Raw genomic sequence first — 20160 nt, 5'->3', positions numbered from 1 at the left:
CCGTAGCCGATGACATTTAACGCCACAATAAATGGCGCTTCCAGTTAAATTTACCAAACACACAAAACTTCAAACCAAAACAGCCAAGCTCCATGCGTCCATTTGATTTTTTTGTTAGAACACCACGAATGTTCAAGCGGCTTGACCGCCCCAATAAAATATTAAAGAAACCCATTTTACTCAAACGGTTAATGACATTTATGGGATCAAGTTGAAATAAAAACGAAAAATAGACGAACTTGGCTACGATACTTTCAACGATTAACAACCACGAAACCCACCAAAAGCCAGATGGAAAATTCAAACGCGACTTTCACAAAAGCCACGTGAAAGCTGAAATATCGAAGCGAAAAACACAGAGCGAATGGGTTGAGAAACTTAAGCTAATTGGCAGAAACGCCAACCACTTTTGGATAGCTAAAGCCTTGAAAATACGAATACGTTCTAACGCCTAAATAATTGGCGCACACACTTAACCAGCAAAGCGCGCCAAACCTATAACCAAAACAGCCAAGCCCCAAACGTCCAATTTATTTTTTTGTTAGAACACCACGAATGTTCAAGCGGCTTGACCGCCTCCAACAAAATATTAAAGAAACCTATTTTACTCAAACGGTTAATGACATTTATGGGATCAAGCTGAAATAAAAACGAGAAATAGATGAACTTGGCGATAATACTTTCAACTATTAACAACCACGAAACTAGCCCAAAACCAGATGACAAACTTCAACGCGACTTTTACAAAAATCACATTGAAAGATGGAATATCGAAGCGAAAAACACGGAACAAATGGGTTGAGAAACTTGGGCTAATTGGCAGAAAAGCCAACCATTTTTGAATAACTAAAACCTTGAAAATACGAATACGTTCTAACGCTTAAATAATTGGCGAACCCACTTTACCAACAAAGCACGCCAAACTTAAAACCCAAAATGCCAAGTCCCAACCGTCCAATTTATTTTTTTGTTAGAACAACAGGAATGTTAAAGCGGCTTGACCGCCCCACTAAAATATTAAAGAAACCCATTTCACTCAAACGGTTAATAACATTTATGGGATCACGCTGAAATAAAAACGAAAAATGGACGAACTTGACTACGATATTTTCAACGATTAACAATTACGAAACCAACTAAAAACCAGATGAACAACTCAAACGCGACTTTCACAAAAGCTACGTTCAAAATTAAAGTTACGAAGCGGCAAACACAAAACGAATGAGTTGAGAAACTTGGGCTAATTGACAGAAAAGCCAACCACTTCTGAACAACTTAAACCTTGAAAATACGAATACGTTCTAACGCCGCATTAAGGGGTGAACAACGCCACCACCCAACCTAACGCATTGTACCTTAAACACTAAATTTGAAGTAGAAGCAAAAATGCCAAGCGTTGAGAATCCCTCTTAAATGCTTTGTTAGCTATATGATTCGATACGCTGAAGTGACTCCTTTTCAAACTTCAACGCTTCAGTACGATCACCTAAATATCGAGGAACACTCTGTAGCGCCATAAAGCCACCAACTGGATTTTCATGGTAACCTATTATTAAACCGCCATAACAATTATGAGCATGGCAGTCTCGAAGTAGGGTGGAGTTATTCGTTACTAGAATGTTGCTTGGTCTTATTAAGATTTCAACCCCATTTCTCAACAAACGCCCGCGATTAATAACAACGCGATTAGGAGGGAAAAACTCTACTTCAAATAGAATTTTTTTATGCGCCTCTCTAATTGTTAGTTTTTTTCCAACTAACTGTATATCCCACGGGGAAGTCGAATAAATTAGTTGGTTATTTTTGATATGAAGCACTGGTGCGTTGCATTCATCGAATACAACCAGATTGAGCAGTAGATGACCGTCAGCTAAAATCAATCCAATCAATGGTGTACCATCAACACTTACAGGCACCATTGCGGTCCCGTACCCATTATCTTTACAGGTAAAGCTATTGCTGCCGATCTCTATTGTTGCTTCAGTTCCCGCAAAATGTAAGTTGTAAGGCTTAGAGTTCCCCTCTTTCAAGTTGAAAGGAGCTTTATTTGCAGCTTTCACAACTTCAACTGGCAGTAGCCCGCCAGTTTTTTCTCTATGGTGCTGGTCACATAATAGTGTAATTTCATCAGCAACATGACGCTTTACTACAGCCCACTCCTCCATATGCTCATATTCATACAACGGCAAACCACAAATGACACAGCCAAAGCCACACCTCTGACGAACTTCTCGTTGAATTGGTAGTGGAATATTCCGACTGTTGCATTGCTCTATTTCACTCATAGTTTTCCTCGATTTTCAAAAGACAGCTAACGCCGCCAACACAGGCGAGCGTCAGCGAGTCCAGCCAGCTTGCTGGCGTTTGTGATTGGCCTTGTTAGTGCTGATTTTCAATATCATACATACAATGCTGACAATAAGTGCCGCCTAGCTCCATGTCACGACCATATGCATTTACTAAGTCGTGAATATCTATAGAGCCAGCGCAATGACCATCGCAAGCGACTTCAACAAGATGAAGAACATCTTGGTTATAGCGATATATTTGTTTCTCTGTAAGGTTATCTAGGGTTTGTTCGCCTATGATTTGTCGGCTTATACCTCGTGCACGATCATCTTCGATCATGTCACATTCCAAAAGATATTCTAGAACGGATGCAAGTGCTTTCCTTGATTCCAGATCTTCCATGTAATCTACAATTGAACTCATGCGGATTTCTCTCCTTTATGTAGTGGCACTAACGCTTAAATAATTGGCGAACCCACTTTACTAACCAAGCGCACCAAACCTATCACCCAAAATACCAAGCTCCAAACGTCCAATTTATTTTTTTGTTAGAACACCAAGAATGTTCAAGCGGCTTGACCGCCCCAATAAAGTATTAAAGAAGCCCATTTTACTCAAACGGTTAATCACATTTATGGGATCAAGTTGAGATAAAAACGAAAAATGGACGAACTTGGCTACGATATTGCCAGCAATTCGCAACTACAAAACTAGCCCAAAACCAGATGGCAAACTCAAACGCTACTTTCGAAAAAGCTACATTGAACGTTAAAATCACGAAGCGAAAACCACCGAACGAATGGGTTGAGAAACTTGGGCTAATTGACAGAGAAACCAACCGCTTTTGAACAACTTAAACCTTGAAAATACGAATACGTTCTAACGCTTAAATAATTGGCGTACCCACTTTACCAACAAAGCCCGCCGAACTTAAAACCCAAAATGCCAAGCCCCAACCGTCCAATTTATTTTTTTGTTAGAACACCACGAAACTCTATGCGGCTTGGCCGCCCCAATAAAATATTAAATAAACCATTTTAACTCAAACAGTTAATGACATTTATGGGATCAAGCTGAAATAAAAACGGAAAATGGACGAACTTGGTTACGATATTTTCCGCGATTAACAACCACGAAACTCACCAAAAACCAGACGCACAATTCAAACGCGGCTGTCGAAAAAGTCACATTGAAAGATAAAGCATCGAAGCGAAAAACACCGAACGAATGAGTTGAGAAACTTGGGCTAATTGGCAGAAACACCAACCGCTTTTGAACAACTAAAACCTTGAAAATACGAATACGTTCTAACGCCACAATAAATGGCGCTTCCAGTTAAATTTACCAAACACACAAAACTTCAAACCAAAACAGCCAAGCTCCATGCGTCCATTTGATTTTTTTGTTAGAACACCACGAATGTTCAAGCGGCTTGACCGCCCCAATAAAATATTAAAGAAACCCATTTTACTCAAACGGTTAATGACATTTATGGGATCAAGTTGAAATAAAAACGAAAAATAGACGAACTTGGCTACGATACTTTCAACGATTAACAACCACGAAACCCACCAAAAGCCAGATGGAAAATTCAAACGCGACTTTCACAAAAGCCACGTGAAAGCTGAAATATCGAAGCGAAAAACACAGAGCGAATGGGTTGAGAAACTTAAGCTAATTGGCAGAAACGCCAACCACTTTTGGATAGCTAAAGCCTTGAAAATACGAATACGTTCTAACGCTTAAATAATTGGCGCACCCACTCAACTTGCAAAGCGCGCCAAACCTAAAACCAAAACAGCCAAGCCCCAAACGTCCAATTTATTTTTTTGTTAGAACACCACGAAACTCTATGCGGCTTGGCCGCCCCAATAAAATATTAAAGAAACCCATTTTACTCAAACGGTTAATGACATTTATGGGATCAAGCTGAAATAAAAAACGTGAAATGGACGAACTTGGTTACGATATTTTCCGCGATTAACAACCACGAAACTCCCAAAAACCAGACCCATAATTCAAACGCGACTGTCGAAAAAGCCACATTGAAAGTTAAAGTCACGAAGCGAAAAACACAGAACGAATGGGTTGAGAAACTTGAGCTAATTGGTAGAAAAACCAACCACTGTTGAATAGCTAAAACTTTGAAAATACGAACACGTTCTAACGCCATAATAAATGGCGCTTCCAGTTAAACTTGCCAAACACACGAAACTTCAAACCAAAACAGCCAAGCTCCATGCGTCCATTTAATTTTTTTGTTATGAAAGGCGCTTCCCAACCGTGGCACAAAACCCAAAGCACACGATAAACCATCTGAAATAACGCCGTGCTGATGACCCACAAAACTGACCAAAAATATAATTTCAGCGATTAGGAAACGTACTTTAACAACGTTGCGTCGCCCACAAAAGTCACCACCAAATAATTGGCACTTGATGATATTTTGAGAACGAAAAAGTTTGTTGGCATATTAGTTTTTAGTTGAATTTAAACGGCGCTCAACACCAAAGAACCAAACCAAGTCACAACAAAAAATAGCGTTAAATTGAACCGCTCAACTTTAAAGTTTTGATGAACTAAACCACCAAAAAACTCATGCTTTTCATCAGCTTCATAACGCCACAATAAATGGCGCTTCCAGTTAAACTTACCAAACACACCGAACTTCAAACCAAAACAGCCAAGCTCCATGCGTCCATTTAATTTTTTTGTTATGAAAGGCGTTTCCCAACCGTGGCACAAAACCCAAAGCACACGATAAACCATCTGAAATAACGCCGTGCTGATGACCCACAAAACTAATCAAAAACCGAATTACAGCGATTAGAAAACTTACTTTAACAACGTTGTGCCGCCTACAAAAGTCACCACCAAATAATTGCCACTTGATGATATTTTGAGAACGAAAAAGCCAATTGGCATATTAGTTTTTAGTTGAATTTAAACGGCGCTCAACACCAAAGAACCAAACCAAGTCACAACAAAAAATAGCGTTAAATTGAACAGCTCAACTTTCAAATTTTGATGAACTAAACCACCAAAAAACTCATGCTTTTCATCAGCTTCATAACGCTTAAATAATTGGCGCATCCACTTAACTAGCAAAGCGCGCCAAACCTAAAACCAAAACAGCCAAGCTCCAAACGTCCAATTTATTTTTTTGTTAGAACACCACGAAACTCAACGCGGCTTGGCCGCCCCAATAAAATATTAAAGAAACCCATTTTACTCAAACGGTTAATGACATTTATGGGATCAAGCTGAAATAAAAACGAAAAATGGACGAACTTGGTTACGAGACTTTCAACGATTAACAACCACGAAACCGACCAAAAACCAGATAGCAAACTCAAACGCGACTTTCGAAAAAGCTACATTGAAAGTTGAAATCACGAAGCGAAAAACACGGAACGAATGGGTTGAGAAACTTGTGCTAATTGGCAGGAAAACTAGCTATTTATGGAGAGTTTAAACCTTAAAAATACGAACACGTTCTAACGCCACAATAAATGGCGCTTCCAGTTAAACTTGCCAAATGCACAGAACTTCAAACCAAAACAGCCAAGCTCCATGCGTCCATTTGATTTTTTTGTTATGAAAGGCGCTTCCCAACCGTGGCACAAAACCCAAAGCACACTATAAACCATCTGAAATAACGCCGTGCTGATGACCCACGAAACTCACCAAAAACCCAATTTCAGCGATTAAAAAACGTACTTTAACAACGTTGCGCCACCTACAAAAGTCACCACCAAACAATTGCCACTTGGTGAAATATTGAGAACGAAAAGGCTAATTGGCATATTAGTTTTTAGTTGAACTCAAACGGCGCTCGACGCCAAAGAACCAAACCAAGTTACAGCAAAAAATAACGTTAAATTGAACCGCTCAACTTTCAAATTTGGATGAACTAAACCACCAAAAAATTCATGTTTTTCTTCAGCTTCATAACGCCATAATAAATGGCGCTTCCAGTTAAACTTGCCAAACACACGAAACTTCAAACCAAAACAGCCAAGCTCCATGCGTCCATTTAATTTTTTTGTTATGAAAGGCGCTTCCCAACCGTGGCACAAAACCCAAAGCACACGATAAACCATCTGAAATAACGCCGTGCTGATGACCCACAAAACTGACCAAAAATATAATTTCAGCGATTAGGAAACGTACTTTAACAACGTTGCGTCGCCCACAAAAGTCACCACCAAATAATTGGCACTTGATGATATTTTGAGAACGAAAAAGTTTGTTGGCATATTAGTTTTTAGTTGAATTTAAACGGCGCTCAACACCAAAGAACCAAACCAAGTCACAACAAAAAATAGCGTTAAATTGAACAGCTCAACTTTAAAATTTTGATGAACTAAACCACCAAAAAACTCATGCTTTTCATCAGCTTCATAACGCTTTACTAAATGGCACCTTTCGACAAGCTACCAACGAATTCCATACTTTATACCAAAAATGGCAAACTCTAAGTGTCCATTTAAGTAATTTGTTATGTTTATTAACCTAATGCTCCCAGCAATAAACAGAACAAACCAGGGACGAATATGACTTTGAAAATAAACGGAGGCAATAAATCGCCAATAGCTTTACCTCCGTATGTTTCAAACTTGTTTCCTAGAGCAAATAATGTTGCCCAACCAGTAAGAGCTGCTCCAAAAAAGTTAAAAATGCTAACCCAATTAATTTCCTCTTGGAGATCTAGCTTCCCAACCCAAAAACCTACAGATAAGACAAATACAAGAATCACGATCGTCGTTAATAATGAAAACCAAAAGCCAGCGCGTAGCCCTTTAACTTCAATATCTCTTCGTTCAATATCATACTCATTACCCATAATCTGTTTTGCATGGTCCCCAAAACGCTCCTTACTGAAGAGCAAGAAGAATAATGCTTTGAATAAATACACTTAAATATAAACCTCGTAAACATAACGCTTAAATCTTACGAATCCCCTCATAATTTATAATATAAACAATGAAGTAGACACGCATCGCTACCTTTGATCTAATGATTATCGCCAAACAAACACTTCGATCAATTGGAGATAACGATGCGCGATATTCAGATTCTACAACAATCTATCCAAAATCACTGCCCCAACATTCACAAAAAACGACTTGATTCTCTGATACTTGCGACCAAAAGCGTTCTCAGTGGCGCTGATCTTACGTTAACCAAGTTAGGCCGAAAACTCGACACCAATACGACGGTAAAGCATTCGATTAAACGCATTGATAGACTGCTGGGTAATCATCAATTACATCGAGAAAAAGAAGACATTTATAAATGGCATGCCCAGTTAATTACTCGGGCAAATCCTTGCCCGGTTATTCTTGTCGACTGGTCGGATGTTCGCGAACAACTGAGATATATGACGCTCCGCGCCTCCGTTGTGTTGGATGGGCGAGCGGTGACACTTTATGAACAAGTATTTGAATATCAACACTATAACTCGCCTAAAAGTCATCAACAATTTCTCGATACTTTGTCGACAATATTGCCTCACGAAGCATCGCCTATCATTGTGTCCGATGCGGGATTTAGGAACACATGGTTTCGACAAGTAGAAGATAAAGGCTGGTTTTGGCTTGGAAGAGTGCGAGGTGATGTCTCTTTAAAGCAACCCAATAAAACTTGGGTATCGAATAAAACGGTCTACCCTGACGCGAGTAATAAACCAATCTATCTGGGTCGTTGCTTATTGGCTAGACGGACCTCGCTTGCCTGTGAAGCTTATCTTTATAAAGGGTTAGAAAAGGGACGAAAAGCAAAACGTCATAGTCGGACAAGCCAGAAGCATTCTGCCACTCATCTATATCAACGCAGCGCAAAGGAGCCTTGGTTATTGGCCACCAACATATCGAGACATGTGCTCAATGAAGTTCAAATCGTTAATTTATACGCGAAGAGAATGCAAATTGAAGAGTCATTCCGAGATCTAAAAAGTACAGCCTATGGCATCGCACTTCGACATAATCGAACCCGCAGTACAAAGCGTTTAGATATTCTGTTACTCATTGCATTGCTGGCAGAAATTTTAATGTGGTGGAATGGCTTAGCCGCCATTCAATCCAAGTGGCACTTTGACTTTCAAGCGAATAGTATCAAGCACCGAAGAGTCCTATCAATCCCTAGGTTAGGTCGTGAGGTTCGAGATCACCGACGATATCAAATCAATGAATCCCAATATCAGTGGGCAATATTGGAATATCAGCGATTAACACACAACGCTGGGCTAGGCAAAATATGAGGGGATCCGTCAGCGCTTAAATAATTGGCGAACCCACTTTACCAACAAAGCGCGCCAAACCTACAACCTAAAATGCTAAGCCCCAACCGTCCAATTTATTTTTTTGTTAGAAATTTAGCCCCACCGACCTGATGATTGAGGATTATTGATAAAATCCCACACCTCTTGATTGGCTAACCCATTGGCTTGATTAGCATCAGTAATTAAACATGTTAAACAATTAGAAAATCTATCGGTTATAATCTTAGTTATTTCTGGAATACCAAACTCACAAACAACTAATATTGCATTTGGCGACACTGCATACCAGTTCTTAATAATACTTTGCGTATTTAGGTAATCTAGTATTTCATCCCTATTAATAACAGGCGGTATTGGTGAGAAAAATGTAATTAAAAAGACTCCCATTACTGCTCCCCTCCATTATTTACCTGCTTAGCTTTGGGATTAACAATATTTTCAATTGACGTATAAGGCATTTCAATAGTACCAATTTTTTGTTGAATAATTTGCAAGGACTCATGTCTTATTTGATAATCTTCAGACTGCAGTTTTTCACTCTTAAATAAAGCAAAATATACAAAACCCAAACAAGTAACTACAACAGGAAGTACTCCGGAAAATATTAAAATTTCAAAAGCGGGGCTAGAGTCACGCAGAGCGTATGAACCAGTAAGAAATATAGGCGTTGCTATGCCTGTCAACCACAGCATAGGATTTAATGCACTTTTGACATGTAATGATTGTGCCGCACTTTCAGCAGAACTTCCTGACTGTTGAAACATCTACATGTTGCTCCTTAAATTTTCTAACGCTTAATAGACAGAAACCATCCATCTATCCAATCTGTCTATCTTTTCTCATTTATTAGAATCGTACAAACATTTATTTTAATAACAAGATGCTAGCTCTACTTTTAAAACATAACACCATGACTAGACAGAAAAAATCCATATTGCTTGATGACTTTGACTAATATATCAGCACTGGTTAAACATACATAGGTTTAAAGGGCGATGAAATCTGAATTTTTGACATACATCCATGATTATATGTTGTCTCGCCATTATGCGTTAAGGACGGTTCAAACTTACTTATACTGGATTAAACAATTTATACTTTTTCACAATAAACGACATCCCAATACAATGGGTGATGCAGAGGTAGAACAATATCTCACTCAATTGGTTACAGTGAAAAATGTATCAGTAAAAACTCAGGCTACCGCGCTAAATTCAATCACCTTTTTATATCAGCATATTGTCGAAAGGCCGTTAAGCTTAGATATGAAATTTAAGCGCTCTTCGGTTTCACCTAAACTTCCTGTCGTGCTAACCCAAACAGAAATACAGTTATTGTTATTTCAAATTCAACCCAAATATTTGTTACTGGCCCAACTTTTATACGGCAGTGGTTTACGGTTAATGGAAGCGCTACGATTAAGGTATGATGATATTGATTACGATTATGGCGCGCTCAAAATTTGGCAAGGGAAAGGAAATAAAAATCGGACGGTTACACTCGCCAAAGAGCTTTATCCTCACCTACAAGCACAGCAAAAAATAGTTGAGCAATATTTCACTTTAGATATGCGAAATACAAGTTTTGCGGGTGTTTGGCTGCCAACGGCATTGGATAGAAAATACCCCAACGCGCCCAAAGATCTAAAGTGGCAGTATTTATTTCCTTCTCAAAAGCTAAGTGTGGACCCTCAGAGTAAGAAATTACGACGACATCATATTGATGCTTCATCACTACAAAAAGAGATTAAACGCGCTTCAAAACTTGCTCAAATTAATAAGAAGGTATCATGTCATACGCTTAGGCATTCGTTTGCAACCCACTTGCTAGAATCTGGAGCTGACATTCGAACAGTTCAAGAGCAGCTTGGGCATTCAGATGTGAAAACGACTCAGATTTATACTCATGTATTAGAAAGAGGTGCCAGTGGTGTGCTCAGCCCTCTTTCTCGTTTGGCCGGGTTTCAAAAGTAACCATCTAAATGTTTTATTTAAGCAAACAAATGAATCACAAAAAAACGTTGATTCAGTCGACGTTTTGAGTTGTTATTAATTCTAACGAAATCTAATCCCAAACCTTATTGCTGAGTCAATCTCGCTTGCAAGCGTTGCTTTAATGCACCATCAGCTAACGTTTGGCAATGGGTATTTAAGTTCCGCCAATCTTGCTGACTGAACTGAGTATAAACTTGAGCAATTAAACGCTGCTTAGTCTCATCATCAACAAATGCCGCCTCTAAAGCGCACAAGGTGACATCTAATAATTCGACTCGGTTGAAACCAAATACCTCTTCAGCTAAACGATATTCTTTAGCCACATCAGTCCCAAACAAACCAGCATCATCAGTATTAATAGACAAACGAACGCCTGCCTCATACAAACGACGCAATGGGTGCTGATCTAAAGACTGTTCAAATTCAGTCACCAAAATTCGGTTACTGGTCGGCGCGACTTCCAGCGTGATTTGCTCATCGATTAGCGCTTGAATTAGCGCAGGATCTTTAATCGCTGCAATACCATGCCCAATACGTTTTGCGCCACACGCTAATGCATCACGGATACTTTCAGGGCCACGAATTTCACCAGCATGATACGATTTTTGCAGAGGAATTTGAGCCACCAGCTGATGGGCATAATTGAAATCGGTAAATTCACCAGCCATTTCATTGCCCGCAATATTAAAACCCGTCACTTCACTGCGAGGCTGCGCTGCCACAAAATCAGCGCTCATTTTAAATTCATCAAGGCTCAAATGACGAACACCACACGCATGCAAACGAGTTTCGGTGCCATATTTGGCTTTTACTTCATTGATTGCGCGCAAAATGCCATCCATTAAACCATGGTAACGAACGGCATCTAATGTGTTGCTCTCTTCGTTGTGACACATATGAAAAGCCGAGGTGATCATTTCGCAATACACCAAACCTTGCTCAGCATTACGGGTTAAATAATCTTTCATCACCAAGTAATAATCATCTGCATCACGAACTAAATCTGCCACTACATCATAAGCAGTAACGAAAGCCCCAAAATCCGATTCATCATATTGATAACGTCCATTAGGAAAATCGCTTTTATCGTATTGCCCTTCGGGATAGAGGAAATCGCTTGGTAAAGTGACATTATGTTTTTGGGCTAGAATAGCGGCCAGCTCAGGGGTTACCGAACCTTCAATATGTTCATGTAAGATCACTTTAGGAAGTTGTGTACTCATAATCGCTGGGCCTTATTTAATGGATGAAGAATAACGGCAGCACCATACCAATAATTGAGTAATTGGCAATAGTATAAAAAGCAAAGTTTGCCTGGCTTCAAAATGCAAACGATACCCTTGTAATTTATAGAGCCCTGTCAATTAAGAGAACCTTATCAAGTTAGCGAACACTGCAACAAAGCTCTAGCTTTAGCGTTAACTTTGACTTTAACTTCAAGTACGAAAAGTGAAAAGTGAAAAGTGAAAAGTGAAAAGTGAAAAGTGAAAAGTGAAAAGTGAAGATATAAAAAATCCAGCGCTCGTAGTACAAGCTCTGGATTTAAATGAACAACGATGAATACTAAAATACTTTAGCTAACGAATAGTTCATTAACGAATAGCGATCTCATTAATAGCGCTCTAACCAATGTGCGTATGGCGCAGGCAAGATCCATGATGGCTTATCCACATTCAACGCTTTGGCTAAACGATAAGTGTAATGCGGATCAGCTAAATACGCTTTACCCATCATCACCACATCCATTTGATCTTCTTCTACTACTCGATTGGCATCTTCTGGTTTATCAATTCCCCATGCAGACGCTACTGGCAAACCGGTTTCTTTACGCACTCGCTCAGAGATTGGTGCTAAGAAGGCAGGCCCCCACGGAACTTGCGCGCTTGGTGTTGAAAATCCAACGCTCACACTTACCATATCCAAACCTTGTTCTTTCATTTGGCTTAACAGCGCGATCGATTCTTGCAAGGTTTCTTCATCGCGACCATCGAATTCCAATACGCCAAAACGAATGGTAAGCGGCAAATTTTCTGGCCAAACGGCGCGAACAGCTGCAAAGGTTTCCAGTAAGAAACGACCGCGGTTTTCAGCGCTGCCACCGTATTGATCGGTGCGTTGATTCGAGTGCGCCGAGAAAAAACTTTGCGCCAAATAACCATGAGCAAAGTGTAACTCTAACCATTCAAAACCAGCATCTAATGCACGTTTAGCACCATCGACAAAATCTTGCTTTACACGTTCAATATCGGCAATGCTCATTTCTGTTGGCACTTTTTCTAAATTTCCACCACCGAATGCAATCGCAGAAGGCGCAATGGTTTGCCAGCCTTTTGGTTGATCGTTAGCAATATGATCATCACCATCCCACGGACGATTAGCGCTGGCTTTACGACCGGCATGCGCAATTTGAATACCCGCCACACTGCCGTTAACTTTGATACTTTCAGCGATTTTTGCCAAAGCTACCGCTTGTTCATCATTCCAAATGCCTAAACAATTTGGGCTAATACGACCTTCTGGTGACACCGCTGTGGCTTCAAGAATAACTAAACCTGCGCCACCTCGCGCAAGTCCAGCGTAATGAATATCATGCCATTGATTAGCAACGCCATTTTCAGCGCTGTATTGGCACATTGGTGGAACGGCAAGACGGTTTTTTAAGACAACATCTTTTAATGCGAATGAGTTAAATAATGCAGACATTTATGCTTACCTTTTTCAATTGAGAATGTTCAACGAAGAAGTCAGCATAATAGCGCCAGATCAAAGATGACTGAAATGACATTAATGGATAGTTAATATATCTTTTAAGAATGTAAGTAACGGCAGGAATGCTTAAGATGAATATTTATATACCGATATTTATAGATAGATACTTATGAGTAAATCCTTATAAATAAATGCTGATAAACAGCTGTTTATAAACGAACAGCAAAGTGGCTATCAGTTCTTAACACCACACCCTTTTAAAATAATCGTTGTTAGGAATTCAGCCGCTTCATCGTAATCTTGTCGAGATAACTTCTTTTTATCTAACACACGACAGATCTGCCAGCCGAAATCAGCGTAAGTTTGCGTCGCCGCCCAAATGGTAAACATAAGATGGTGGGCAGACACTTTCTCCATCAAACCTTGGCTCATCCATGAATTAAATTTGGCTAGGATCATTTCAGATTGCTGTTGCAGTTCATCTTCAATATCTTTCGGTAAAGACGTGCCACCAGACATCACTTCATTGGCAAAAACTTTGGAGGCATGAGCATGATCGCGTGAAATAATTAATTTGGTTTTAATGTATTCAGTCAGCGCTTCTTTCGGATTATCAAGCACTTGAATAGGTAGCGAGGATTTAAGAAGTGGTGCTGTCACGCTTTCTAATACCGCGCGATACAGGTTATCTTTTGAGGTGTAGTAATAGTAGATATTGGGCTTTGGAATATTCGCTTCTTTAGCAATGTCGGCAACTTTCGTGGCAGCATAACCGTATTTAGCAAAGTGCTGACTAGCGGCTTCTATAATGGCATGTTGATTACGCTCTCGTACTTTTGCCACTATCTATTCCTCACTAGTTGACTATCACAATGTATACCGTGAGATGTTTTAACATAGCTGACAAAAAAATCCTTCTTTTTCTCAAAATTTTGTTATCTGTATCTATACAAAGTCTTTCTTTTTAAAAGGAATACGCAAAAAATCCCGAGATAACCAGGATGATAAATATGAAAGGAAGCACACAAATTCCATTCATTCGTTATTGCTTATTAAATTAAAGCAGAAACGTATTTACCACTAACCTAGTTACTCGGGGCGCACTCAAAGGAGACGAAATCGTGCGTTAAAACAAGTTATTAGTAATCACCTTGATATGCTCCCAAACAGACCAAAGTGACAGTCCAGTACATGACTAATAACCTGCCATTTCTAAACTAGAAATATTAAAAATAATAGGATAAATAAGTATACTTATTCACCTCGGATATTATGGTTACCTAGTTTTTCGATTGCTTTGATCAACGCCGAGTGATCCCAGTTAGAACCATCCATTTCTGCACAATCACCAAACAATTCTTGGGTTCTTGCTGTATTAGGTAACTCAAGACCTAACTGTTTTGCACCCGTTAAAGCTAAGTTTAAATCTTTTTGATGCAGTGAAATTCTAAAGCCAGGATCAAACGTACCTTTCACCATACGCTCACCGTGCACTTCAAGTACTTTAGAGTTAGCAAATCCACCCATTAATGCGTCACGAACACGCGCCGGATCCGCGCCTGCTTTTGAAGCAAACACTAACGCTTCAGATACCGCTTCAATGTTCAATGCCACAATGATTTGGTTGGCAACTTTACAGATTTGCCCTGCGCCATTATCACCGACTAAAGTAATGTTTTTACCCATTATTTCAAACAATGGTTTCGCTTGTTCAAACGCAGATTCATCACCACCCACCATAATGGTTAGCGTGGCATTGATTGCGCCAACTTCACCACCAGAAACCGGTGCATCTAAATATTGTGCGCCTGCTTCTTTAATTTGTTTTGCGAATTCTTGTGTTTCAATCGGTGCGATTGAGCTCATGTCGATCACAAGTTTGCCAGCCGATAAACCTTCAGCAATACCGTTGTCACCAAACAGTGCATCGGCAACATCTGGTGTATTTGGCACCATAGTGATAATGATGTCAGCTGCTTGTGCCGCTTCCTTACCGCTATGTACAACCGTTGCTCCGCCGTCAACCAACTCTTGTGGTGGCGCAACGAAGTGATCTGTTACCACAATCGAGTAACCTGCTTTTTGTAAATTGACGGCCATTGGTTTACCCATGATGCCCGTACCGATAAATGCAATTGTTGGAGTCGTCATAATATTGTCCTTAATTCTTTAATTTTATAAACTTAAAATGTCTTTAAGCGATTTATCACACCGCTAAATTATCCATCCAGCGTAATCCTTCGTGCGTAGTCGTCTTCGGTTTGTATTCACAACCAATCCAACCTTGATAGCCAATCGAATCAAGATGATTAAACAAAAATGGATAGTTAATCTCTCCCGTTCCTGGCTCATTGCGACCTGGGTTATCTGCTAACTGCACATGCTGTATTTGACCAATATGCTCACTAAGCGTTGGCGCAAGATCGCCTTCCATAATTTGCATATGATAAATGTCGTATTGGAAGTTAAGATTATCGCTGCCCACTTTGGCAATAATATCTAATGCTTGCTTAGTGTTATTAAGGAAGAACCCTAGAATATCACGGGTATTGATCGCTTCAATAATTAAACTAATGCCATTTTCTTGTAAGGCTTGCGCTGCAAAACGTAAATTTGACACAAACGTTTCTTCCGCTTGCTCATTACTCACACCGTCAGGCACGATCCCAGCAAGACAATTCACTTGAGTACATTCCAGCACTTTTGCGTATTGAATCGCTTTGGTAACGCCTTGTTGAAACTCTTCAACACGTTTAGGGTCAACCGCAATACCACGATCGCCTTCTGCCCAATCACCCGCAGGTAAATTAAACAGCACTTGAGTTAAGTGATTTGTATCTAAAACATTTTTAATCGTTGTGGCTTCAAAATCATAAGGGAATAAATATTCCACCCCTTGAAAACCAGCGTCCGCTGCTTGTCCAAAGCGTTGCAAGAAATCGACTTCGGTAAACAGCATCGATAAGTTGGCCGCAAATTTAGGCATAATATAATCCTCTTTTTATGCTCAATCTTTTTTTCGTAGAGCCTGCCATTGATATGACAAGCTCTATAAATGAAAGAATGTAAATGGGTTAATTAATCACTACGGATTAAAAACTATCCGTTGAAACCTATTGGTTAAAAGTAATGGCGGTTGGTGCATCATCACTGCCTTCCGCTAGGCTTTCAAATTCGTTTACACCGGTAATTTCAACGCCCATTGCGATGTTGGTTACGCGCTCTAAAATGAATTCAACCACAACAGGCACGCGATGTTTCGCCATTAGTTCTTTCGCTTTTTCAAATGCAGCGGCGGCATCTTCTGGCTTACGAACACGAATCGCTTTACAGCCTAAACCTTCAACCACTGCCACATGATCAACCCCATAGCCTTCCATTTCTGGTGCATTTTGATTATCAAATGCAAGCTGAACACAGTAATCAATATCAAACTGACGCTGCGCTTGACGAATCAAACCAAGGTAAGAGTTGTTCACTACAACGTGGATATAAGGAAGATTGAATTGTGCGCCAACGGCTAATTCTTCAATCATAAATTGGAAATCATAGTCACCTGAAATCGCCACAATTGGACGTTTTGGATCAGCTGCGCGTACCCCTAATGCAGCCGAGATTGTCCAACCCAACGGGCCAGCTTGACCACAGTTGATCCAATGACGCGGTTTATAAACATGCAAGAATTGCGCTGCCGCGATTTGAGACAAACCGATGGTGCTGACATAACAAGTATCTTCACCAAATGCACGGTTCATTTCTTCATAAACACGCATTGGTTTCATTGGTACTTCGTCAAAGTGAGTTTTACGCAACATGCTCGATTTACGTTCGATACACTCGCTGACCCAAGCACTAGTATCTTTCAACTGACCAGCGGCTTTCATTTCTTTAGCCACTTCAAGGAACAAAGTTAAAGCAGATTTTGCATCCGACACAATGCCAAGATCAGGACAGAACACACGACCAATCTGAGTCGGTTCAATATCCACATGCACAAATTTACGACCTTCGGTGTACACATCCACCGAACCGGTATGGCGATTCGCCCAACGGTTACCAATGCCAAGTACAAAATCTGATGCCAACATGCTCGCGTTGCCGTAACGATGAGAAGTTTGAAGCCCCACCATACCTGCCATCAATTCATGGTTATCTGGGATCGTGCCCCACCCCATTAATGTTGGAATAACAGGAACATTTAACAGCTCAGCTAATTCTTGTAGCTCAGCACTCGCGCCAGCATTAATAACGCCACCGCCAGAAACGATGAGTGGTTTTTCAGATTGGGTCAGCATGGTTAATGCTTTTTCAACTTGAGCGCGAGTCGCACTTGGTTGGTATGGTTCAAGTGGCTCATAAGTATCAATATCAAATTCAATTTCAGCTAACTGAACATCAATTGGTAAATCGATAAGTACCGGGCCAGGACGACCAGAACGCATAATATGGAAAGCTTGTTGGAATACTCGTGGCACTAGAGCTGGCTCTAAAACCGTGGTAGCCCACTTAGTCACTGGTTTAGCAATAGATTCAATATCAACTGCTTGGAAATCTTCTTTGTGCAAACGAGCACGTGGAGCTTGGCCAGTAATACAAAGAATTGGAATAGAGTCCGCAGAAGCAGAGTATAAGCCCGTGATCATATCCGTGCCCGCAGGGCCAGAAGTCCCAATACACACACCGATATTTTTATCATTGGTACGTGTATAGCCTTCAGCCATGTGTGAAGCACCTTCAACGTGGCGAGCCAATACATGGTCAATGCCACCGATTTTTTTCATCGCCGCATAAAATGGATTGATCGCTGCACCTGGTACACCAAAGGTAATATCGACGCCTTCACGCTTTAATACTTCAACTGCTGCTTCAATTGCTTTCATCTTCGCCATAATCTAAATCCTTTTAATTAAGATTGTATACAATAAAAAATACATGACTTAGTTTAGGCAGAGATCGGGCTAACTGGCAAATAAAAAAATAAATTAATTGTATACAATGTGGGATTTTTTAATTAAGTGACTATTTTTAAAGATAAAATAGTTGTAGAAGTGTAGGTTTAAAGGCTTAGATGATGATCACACTACGTTAAATATGTTTTGATTTAATGTTAAAAAAGGGATATACCTAGTAAAAATATAAAACATTAATGTACACAATACCACTCATTCCTATGTACATAAAGGAGACAATTATGCACAAAACAGAGGAACGTGAACAAGAAGCGGCATCGAATAAAAGCCCTGCCATAAAAGTGATCGGCACACTACAAAGCGCACAGCAACAAGCGATTTTTTCGCCACCAGCGATAGAGTTCTTGGACGCTTTAGTCACCAAATTTAGCGCGCCGTTAGATGAAGTCATGGCGTTGCGTCGTCAACGCCAATCTCAATTTGATAATGGTGAGTTACCTGACTTTCGAGCTGATACACAGCATATTCGACAAGATAAAAGCTGGAAAGTCGCTCCGATCCCTGCGGTTTTACAAGATCGTCGCGTTGAAATTACCGGTCCAATTGATCGTAAAATGGTGATCAACGCACTCAACTCTGGCGCAAAAGTATTCATGTGCTGTTTTGAGGATGCGTCTGCTCCTACTTGGGAGAACATGATTGACGGACAAGTAAACTTAAAAGATGCCAATGCTGGCACTATTAGTTACTTTGATGAAAAGAAAGGTAAAAGTTACGATTTAATCAGTAACCCTGCACAGTTATTAGCTCGCCCTCGTGGCCTGCATCTTCCAGAAAAACACATCCAATATAATGATAAGCCAATTGCGGGTTGTTTAATGGACTTCGCATTGTATTTCTTCCATAACTACCAAACTCGCGCTCAAAAAGGCGATGGCGTGTATTACTACATTCCTAAGCTAGAAAGTATGGAAGAAGCCAAGTGGTGGGATGATGTGTTTACTTTCACTGAAGATTATTTCTCAGTAGAACGCGGCACGATCAAAGCAACAGTATTGATTGAAACCCTACCAGCGGTATTCCAAATGGAAGAGATGCTGTACGTCATGCGTGAACATATTGTCGCCATGAACTGTGGGCGTTGGGATTATATTTTTAGCTATATTAAAACGCTGAAAAATCATAAAGATCGCATCCTACCCGACCGTCATAGCATTGGAATGGATAAACCGTTCTTAAATGCTTATAGCCAGCTATTAGTGAAAACTTGTCATGCTCGTGGCGCACTCGCGATGGGTGGTATGTCAGCCTTTATTCCAAACGCTGATCCTGAGGTCATGGCACAAGTTAGGGCTAAAGTCGAAGATGATAAAGATCGTGAATCCTCTAACGGGCACGATGGCGGTTGGGTTGCCCATCCAAAACTTGTCGAAATTGTGATGGACATTTTTGAGAAGAAATTAAATGGCAATATAAACCAAATCGATTACGACAGCAGCTATGTAGGCGAAATCACCGCGCAGCAACTGTTAGAACCTTGCACTGGGCCTCGCAATGAAGAAGGCTTACGCAAAAATATTCGCATCGCGTTGTATTACATTGAAGCTTGGATTAGTGGCGTAGGTTGCGTCCCGATTTATGGTTTGATGGAAGATGCCGCGACTGCAGAAATCTCACGCGCTGGAATTTGGCAATGGATCAAACACGGCGTGAAACTTGACGATGGCCAAGTTGTAACAGAGGCGTATTTCCGCTCTTTGTTGGCTGAAGAACTAATCACGATTAAACAAGAAGTTGGCGAGCAACGTTATGCTCAAGGACGATTTGAAGAAACGGCCAAGATGTTCGATACACTATCGACCCAAGACGATTTTGCAGAGTTCTTGACTCTACCGAGCTATTCACTTCTTTGTTAATGGAATTGGGTTAAGCCGTTTCAATATGATCGGTTTAACCCTTATAACAATGAAGGACC

The 20160-nt window shown here is 40.3% G+C and carries 20 protein-coding genes; 3 read left to right on the top strand and 17 right to left on the bottom strand.

Annotated features, from left to right (window positions below):
• Nucleotides 1–16: 16 nt before the first annotated feature.
• The 9 genes from FH976_RS03970 to FH976_RS03930 all read right to left on the bottom strand — a co-directional run bounded on the left by FH976_RS03970 (nt 17) and on the right by FH976_RS03930 (nt 7207).
• The gene (locus FH976_RS03970; protein WP_228767330.1) at nt 17–268 is read right to left on the bottom strand and encodes a hypothetical protein; all 252 of its coding nucleotides are present in this window, start codon (nt 266–268) and stop codon (nt 17–19) included.
• A 1153-nt stretch (nt 269–1421) separates the two neighbouring features.
• Nucleotides 1422–2285 carry a cell division protein gene (locus FH976_RS03965; protein WP_194089617.1) on the bottom strand — a complete coding sequence of 288 codons (864 nt, stop codon included), beginning with the start codon at nt 2283–2285 and terminating at the stop codon, nt 1422–1424.
• A 94-nt stretch (nt 2286–2379) separates the two neighbouring features.
• On the bottom strand, nt 2380–2712 hold the full coding sequence (locus tag FH976_RS03960) for a hypothetical protein (RefSeq protein WP_194089615.1): 333 nt from the start codon (nt 2710–2712) through the stop codon (nt 2380–2382).
• Between the two features lie 645 nt (nt 2713–3357).
• Complete coding sequence (locus FH976_RS03955) at nt 3358–3606, bottom strand: hypothetical protein (RefSeq protein WP_194089614.1); 249 nt, start codon at nt 3604–3606, stop codon at nt 3358–3360.
• Nucleotides 3597–3848: a hypothetical protein gene (locus FH976_RS03950; RefSeq protein WP_228767330.1), complete on the bottom strand. Its 252-nt coding sequence runs from the start codon at nt 3846–3848 to the stop codon at nt 3597–3599. Before FH976_RS03950 ends, FH976_RS03955 begins: the two co-directional genes overlap by 10 nt.
• Nucleotides 3849–4779: 931 nt before the next feature.
• Nucleotides 4780–5058, bottom strand: a complete 279-nt coding sequence (locus FH976_RS03945) for a hypothetical protein (RefSeq protein ID WP_194089612.1) — start codon at nt 5056–5058, stop codon at nt 4780–4782.
• A 174-nt stretch (nt 5059–5232) separates the two neighbouring features.
• On the bottom strand, nt 5233–5382 hold the full coding sequence (locus tag FH976_RS03940; protein WP_194089611.1) for a hypothetical protein: 150 nt from the start codon (nt 5380–5382) through the stop codon (nt 5233–5235).
• Nucleotides 5383–6113: 731 nt separating this feature from the next.
• On the bottom strand, nt 6114–6392 hold the full coding sequence (locus FH976_RS03935; RefSeq protein ID WP_194089610.1) for a hypothetical protein: 279 nt from the start codon (nt 6390–6392) through the stop codon (nt 6114–6116).
• Nucleotides 6393–6799: 407 nt separating this feature from the next.
• Complete coding sequence (locus FH976_RS03930; RefSeq protein ID WP_194089609.1) at nt 6800–7207, bottom strand: hypothetical protein; 408 nt, start codon at nt 7205–7207, stop codon at nt 6800–6802.
• A 144-nt stretch (nt 7208–7351) separates the two neighbouring features.
• On the opposite strand from FH976_RS03930, the gene FH976_RS03925 reads away from it, so the two are divergent.
• Nucleotides 7352–8551 (top strand): IS4 family transposase, encoded by a 1200-nt coding sequence (locus tag FH976_RS03925; RefSeq protein WP_194089608.1) that lies wholly within the window; start codon nt 7352–7354, stop codon nt 8549–8551.
• Between the two features lie 114 nt (nt 8552–8665).
• Here FH976_RS03925 and FH976_RS03920 read toward each other — a convergent pair whose 3' ends face one another.
• A complete protein-coding gene (locus FH976_RS03920; protein WP_194089607.1) occupies nt 8666–8959 on the bottom strand; it encodes a hypothetical protein in 294 nt (97 codons plus the stop codon).
• Nucleotides 8959–9336: a hypothetical protein gene (locus FH976_RS03915; protein WP_194089606.1), complete on the bottom strand. Its 378-nt coding sequence runs from the start codon at nt 9334–9336 to the stop codon at nt 8959–8961. The genes FH976_RS03920 and FH976_RS03915 overlap by 1 nt, the downstream gene beginning before the upstream one ends.
• A gap of 231 nt (nt 9337–9567) precedes the next feature.
• On the opposite strand from FH976_RS03915, the gene FH976_RS03910 reads away from it, so the two are divergent.
• Complete coding sequence (locus tag FH976_RS03910; RefSeq protein WP_194089605.1) at nt 9568–10545, top strand: integron integrase; 978 nt, start codon at nt 9568–9570, stop codon at nt 10543–10545.
• Nucleotides 10546–10649: 104 nt separating this feature from the next.
• On the opposite strand, the gene add is transcribed toward FH976_RS03910, so the two are convergent.
• The 6 genes from add to gcl all read right to left on the bottom strand — a co-directional run bounded on the left by add (nt 10650) and on the right by gcl (nt 18164).
• Complete coding sequence (gene add / locus FH976_RS03905; protein WP_194089604.1) at nt 10650–11789, bottom strand: adenosine deaminase; 1140 nt, start codon at nt 11787–11789, stop codon at nt 10650–10652.
• Between the two features lie 388 nt (nt 11790–12177).
• Nucleotides 12178–13269, bottom strand: coding sequence for an NADH:flavin oxidoreductase/NADH oxidase (locus FH976_RS03900; protein ID WP_194089603.1), 1092 nt, complete (start codon nt 13267–13269; stop codon nt 12178–12180).
• Between the two features lie 240 nt (nt 13270–13509).
• Complete coding sequence (locus FH976_RS03895; RefSeq protein WP_194089602.1) at nt 13510–14118, bottom strand: TetR family transcriptional regulator C-terminal domain-containing protein; 609 nt, start codon at nt 14116–14118, stop codon at nt 13510–13512.
• A gap of 411 nt (nt 14119–14529) precedes the next feature.
• The gene (locus FH976_RS03890) at nt 14530–15426 is read right to left on the bottom strand and encodes a 2-hydroxy-3-oxopropionate reductase (RefSeq protein WP_194089601.1); all 897 of its coding nucleotides are present in this window, start codon (nt 15424–15426) and stop codon (nt 14530–14532) included.
• A 55-nt stretch (nt 15427–15481) separates the two neighbouring features.
• A complete protein-coding gene (gene hyi, locus FH976_RS03885; protein WP_194089600.1) occupies nt 15482–16261 on the bottom strand; it encodes a hydroxypyruvate isomerase in 780 nt (259 codons plus the stop codon).
• Between the two features lie 127 nt (nt 16262–16388).
• Nucleotides 16389–18164, bottom strand: coding sequence for a glyoxylate carboligase (gene gcl, locus FH976_RS03880; protein WP_194089599.1), 1776 nt, complete (start codon nt 18162–18164; stop codon nt 16389–16391).
• Nucleotides 18165–18463: 299 nt separating this feature from the next.
• Here gcl and aceB point away from each other — a divergent pair, with 299 nt between their 5' ends.
• Nucleotides 18464–20101, top strand: coding sequence for a malate synthase A (gene aceB / locus FH976_RS03875; protein WP_407701625.1), 1638 nt, complete (start codon nt 18464–18466; stop codon nt 20099–20101).
• The last annotated feature ends 59 nt before the right edge of the window (nt 20102–20160 follow it).

The organism is Vibrio hibernica (genome assembly GCF_015223435.1).
Lineage (GTDB): Bacteria > Pseudomonadota > Gammaproteobacteria > Enterobacterales > Vibrionaceae > Vibrio > Vibrio hibernica.
The sequence above is the reverse complement of the archived record's forward strand: the minus strand, read 5'-3'. Positions and strand labels throughout refer to the sequence as shown.

What these genes read in the sequence shown, in the direction of transcription:
- FH976_RS03965 (WP_194089617.1), bottom strand. Translation starts at nt 2,285, where the DNA reads ATGAGTGAAATAGAGCAATGCAACAGTCGGAATATTCCACTACCAATT.
- FH976_RS03960 (WP_194089615.1), bottom strand. Translation starts at nt 2,712, where the DNA reads ATGAGTTCAATTGTAGATTACATGGAAGATCTGGAATCAAGGAAAGCA.
- FH976_RS03945 (WP_194089612.1), bottom strand. Translation starts at nt 5,058, where the DNA reads ATGGTTTATCGTGTGCTTTGGGTTTTGTGCCACGGTTGGGAAACGCCT.
- FH976_RS03940 (WP_194089611.1), bottom strand. Translation starts at nt 5,382, where the DNA reads ATGCGCCAATTATTTAAGCGTTATGAAGCTGATGAAAAGCATGAGTTT.
- FH976_RS03935 (WP_194089610.1), bottom strand. Translation starts at nt 6,392, where the DNA reads ATGGTTTATCGTGTGCTTTGGGTTTTGTGCCACGGTTGGGAAGCGCCT.
- FH976_RS03925 (WP_194089608.1), top strand. Translation starts at nt 7,352, where the DNA reads ATGCGCGATATTCAGATTCTACAACAATCTATCCAAAATCACTGCCCC.
- FH976_RS03920 (WP_194089607.1), bottom strand. Translation starts at nt 8,959, where the DNA reads ATGGGAGTCTTTTTAATTACATTTTTCTCACCAATACCGCCTGTTATT.
- FH976_RS03915 (WP_194089606.1), bottom strand. Translation starts at nt 9,336, where the DNA reads ATGTTTCAACAGTCAGGAAGTTCTGCTGAAAGTGCGGCACAATCATTA.
- FH976_RS03910 (WP_194089605.1), top strand. Translation starts at nt 9,568, where the DNA reads ATGAAATCTGAATTTTTGACATACATCCATGATTATATGTTGTCTCGC.
- add (WP_194089604.1), bottom strand. Translation starts at nt 11,789, where the DNA reads ATGAGTACACAACTTCCTAAAGTGATCTTACATGAACATATTGAAGGT.
- FH976_RS03900 (WP_194089603.1), bottom strand. Translation starts at nt 13,269, where the DNA reads ATGTCTGCATTATTTAACTCATTCGCATTAAAAGATGTTGTCTTAAAA.
- FH976_RS03890 (WP_194089601.1), bottom strand. Translation starts at nt 15,426, where the DNA reads ATGACGACTCCAACAATTGCATTTATCGGTACGGGCATCATGGGTAAA.
- hyi (WP_194089600.1), bottom strand. Translation starts at nt 16,261, where the DNA reads ATGCCTAAATTTGCGGCCAACTTATCGATGCTGTTTACCGAAGTCGAT.
- gcl (WP_194089599.1), bottom strand. Translation starts at nt 18,164, where the DNA reads ATGGCGAAGATGAAAGCAATTGAAGCAGCAGTTGAAGTATTAAAGCGT.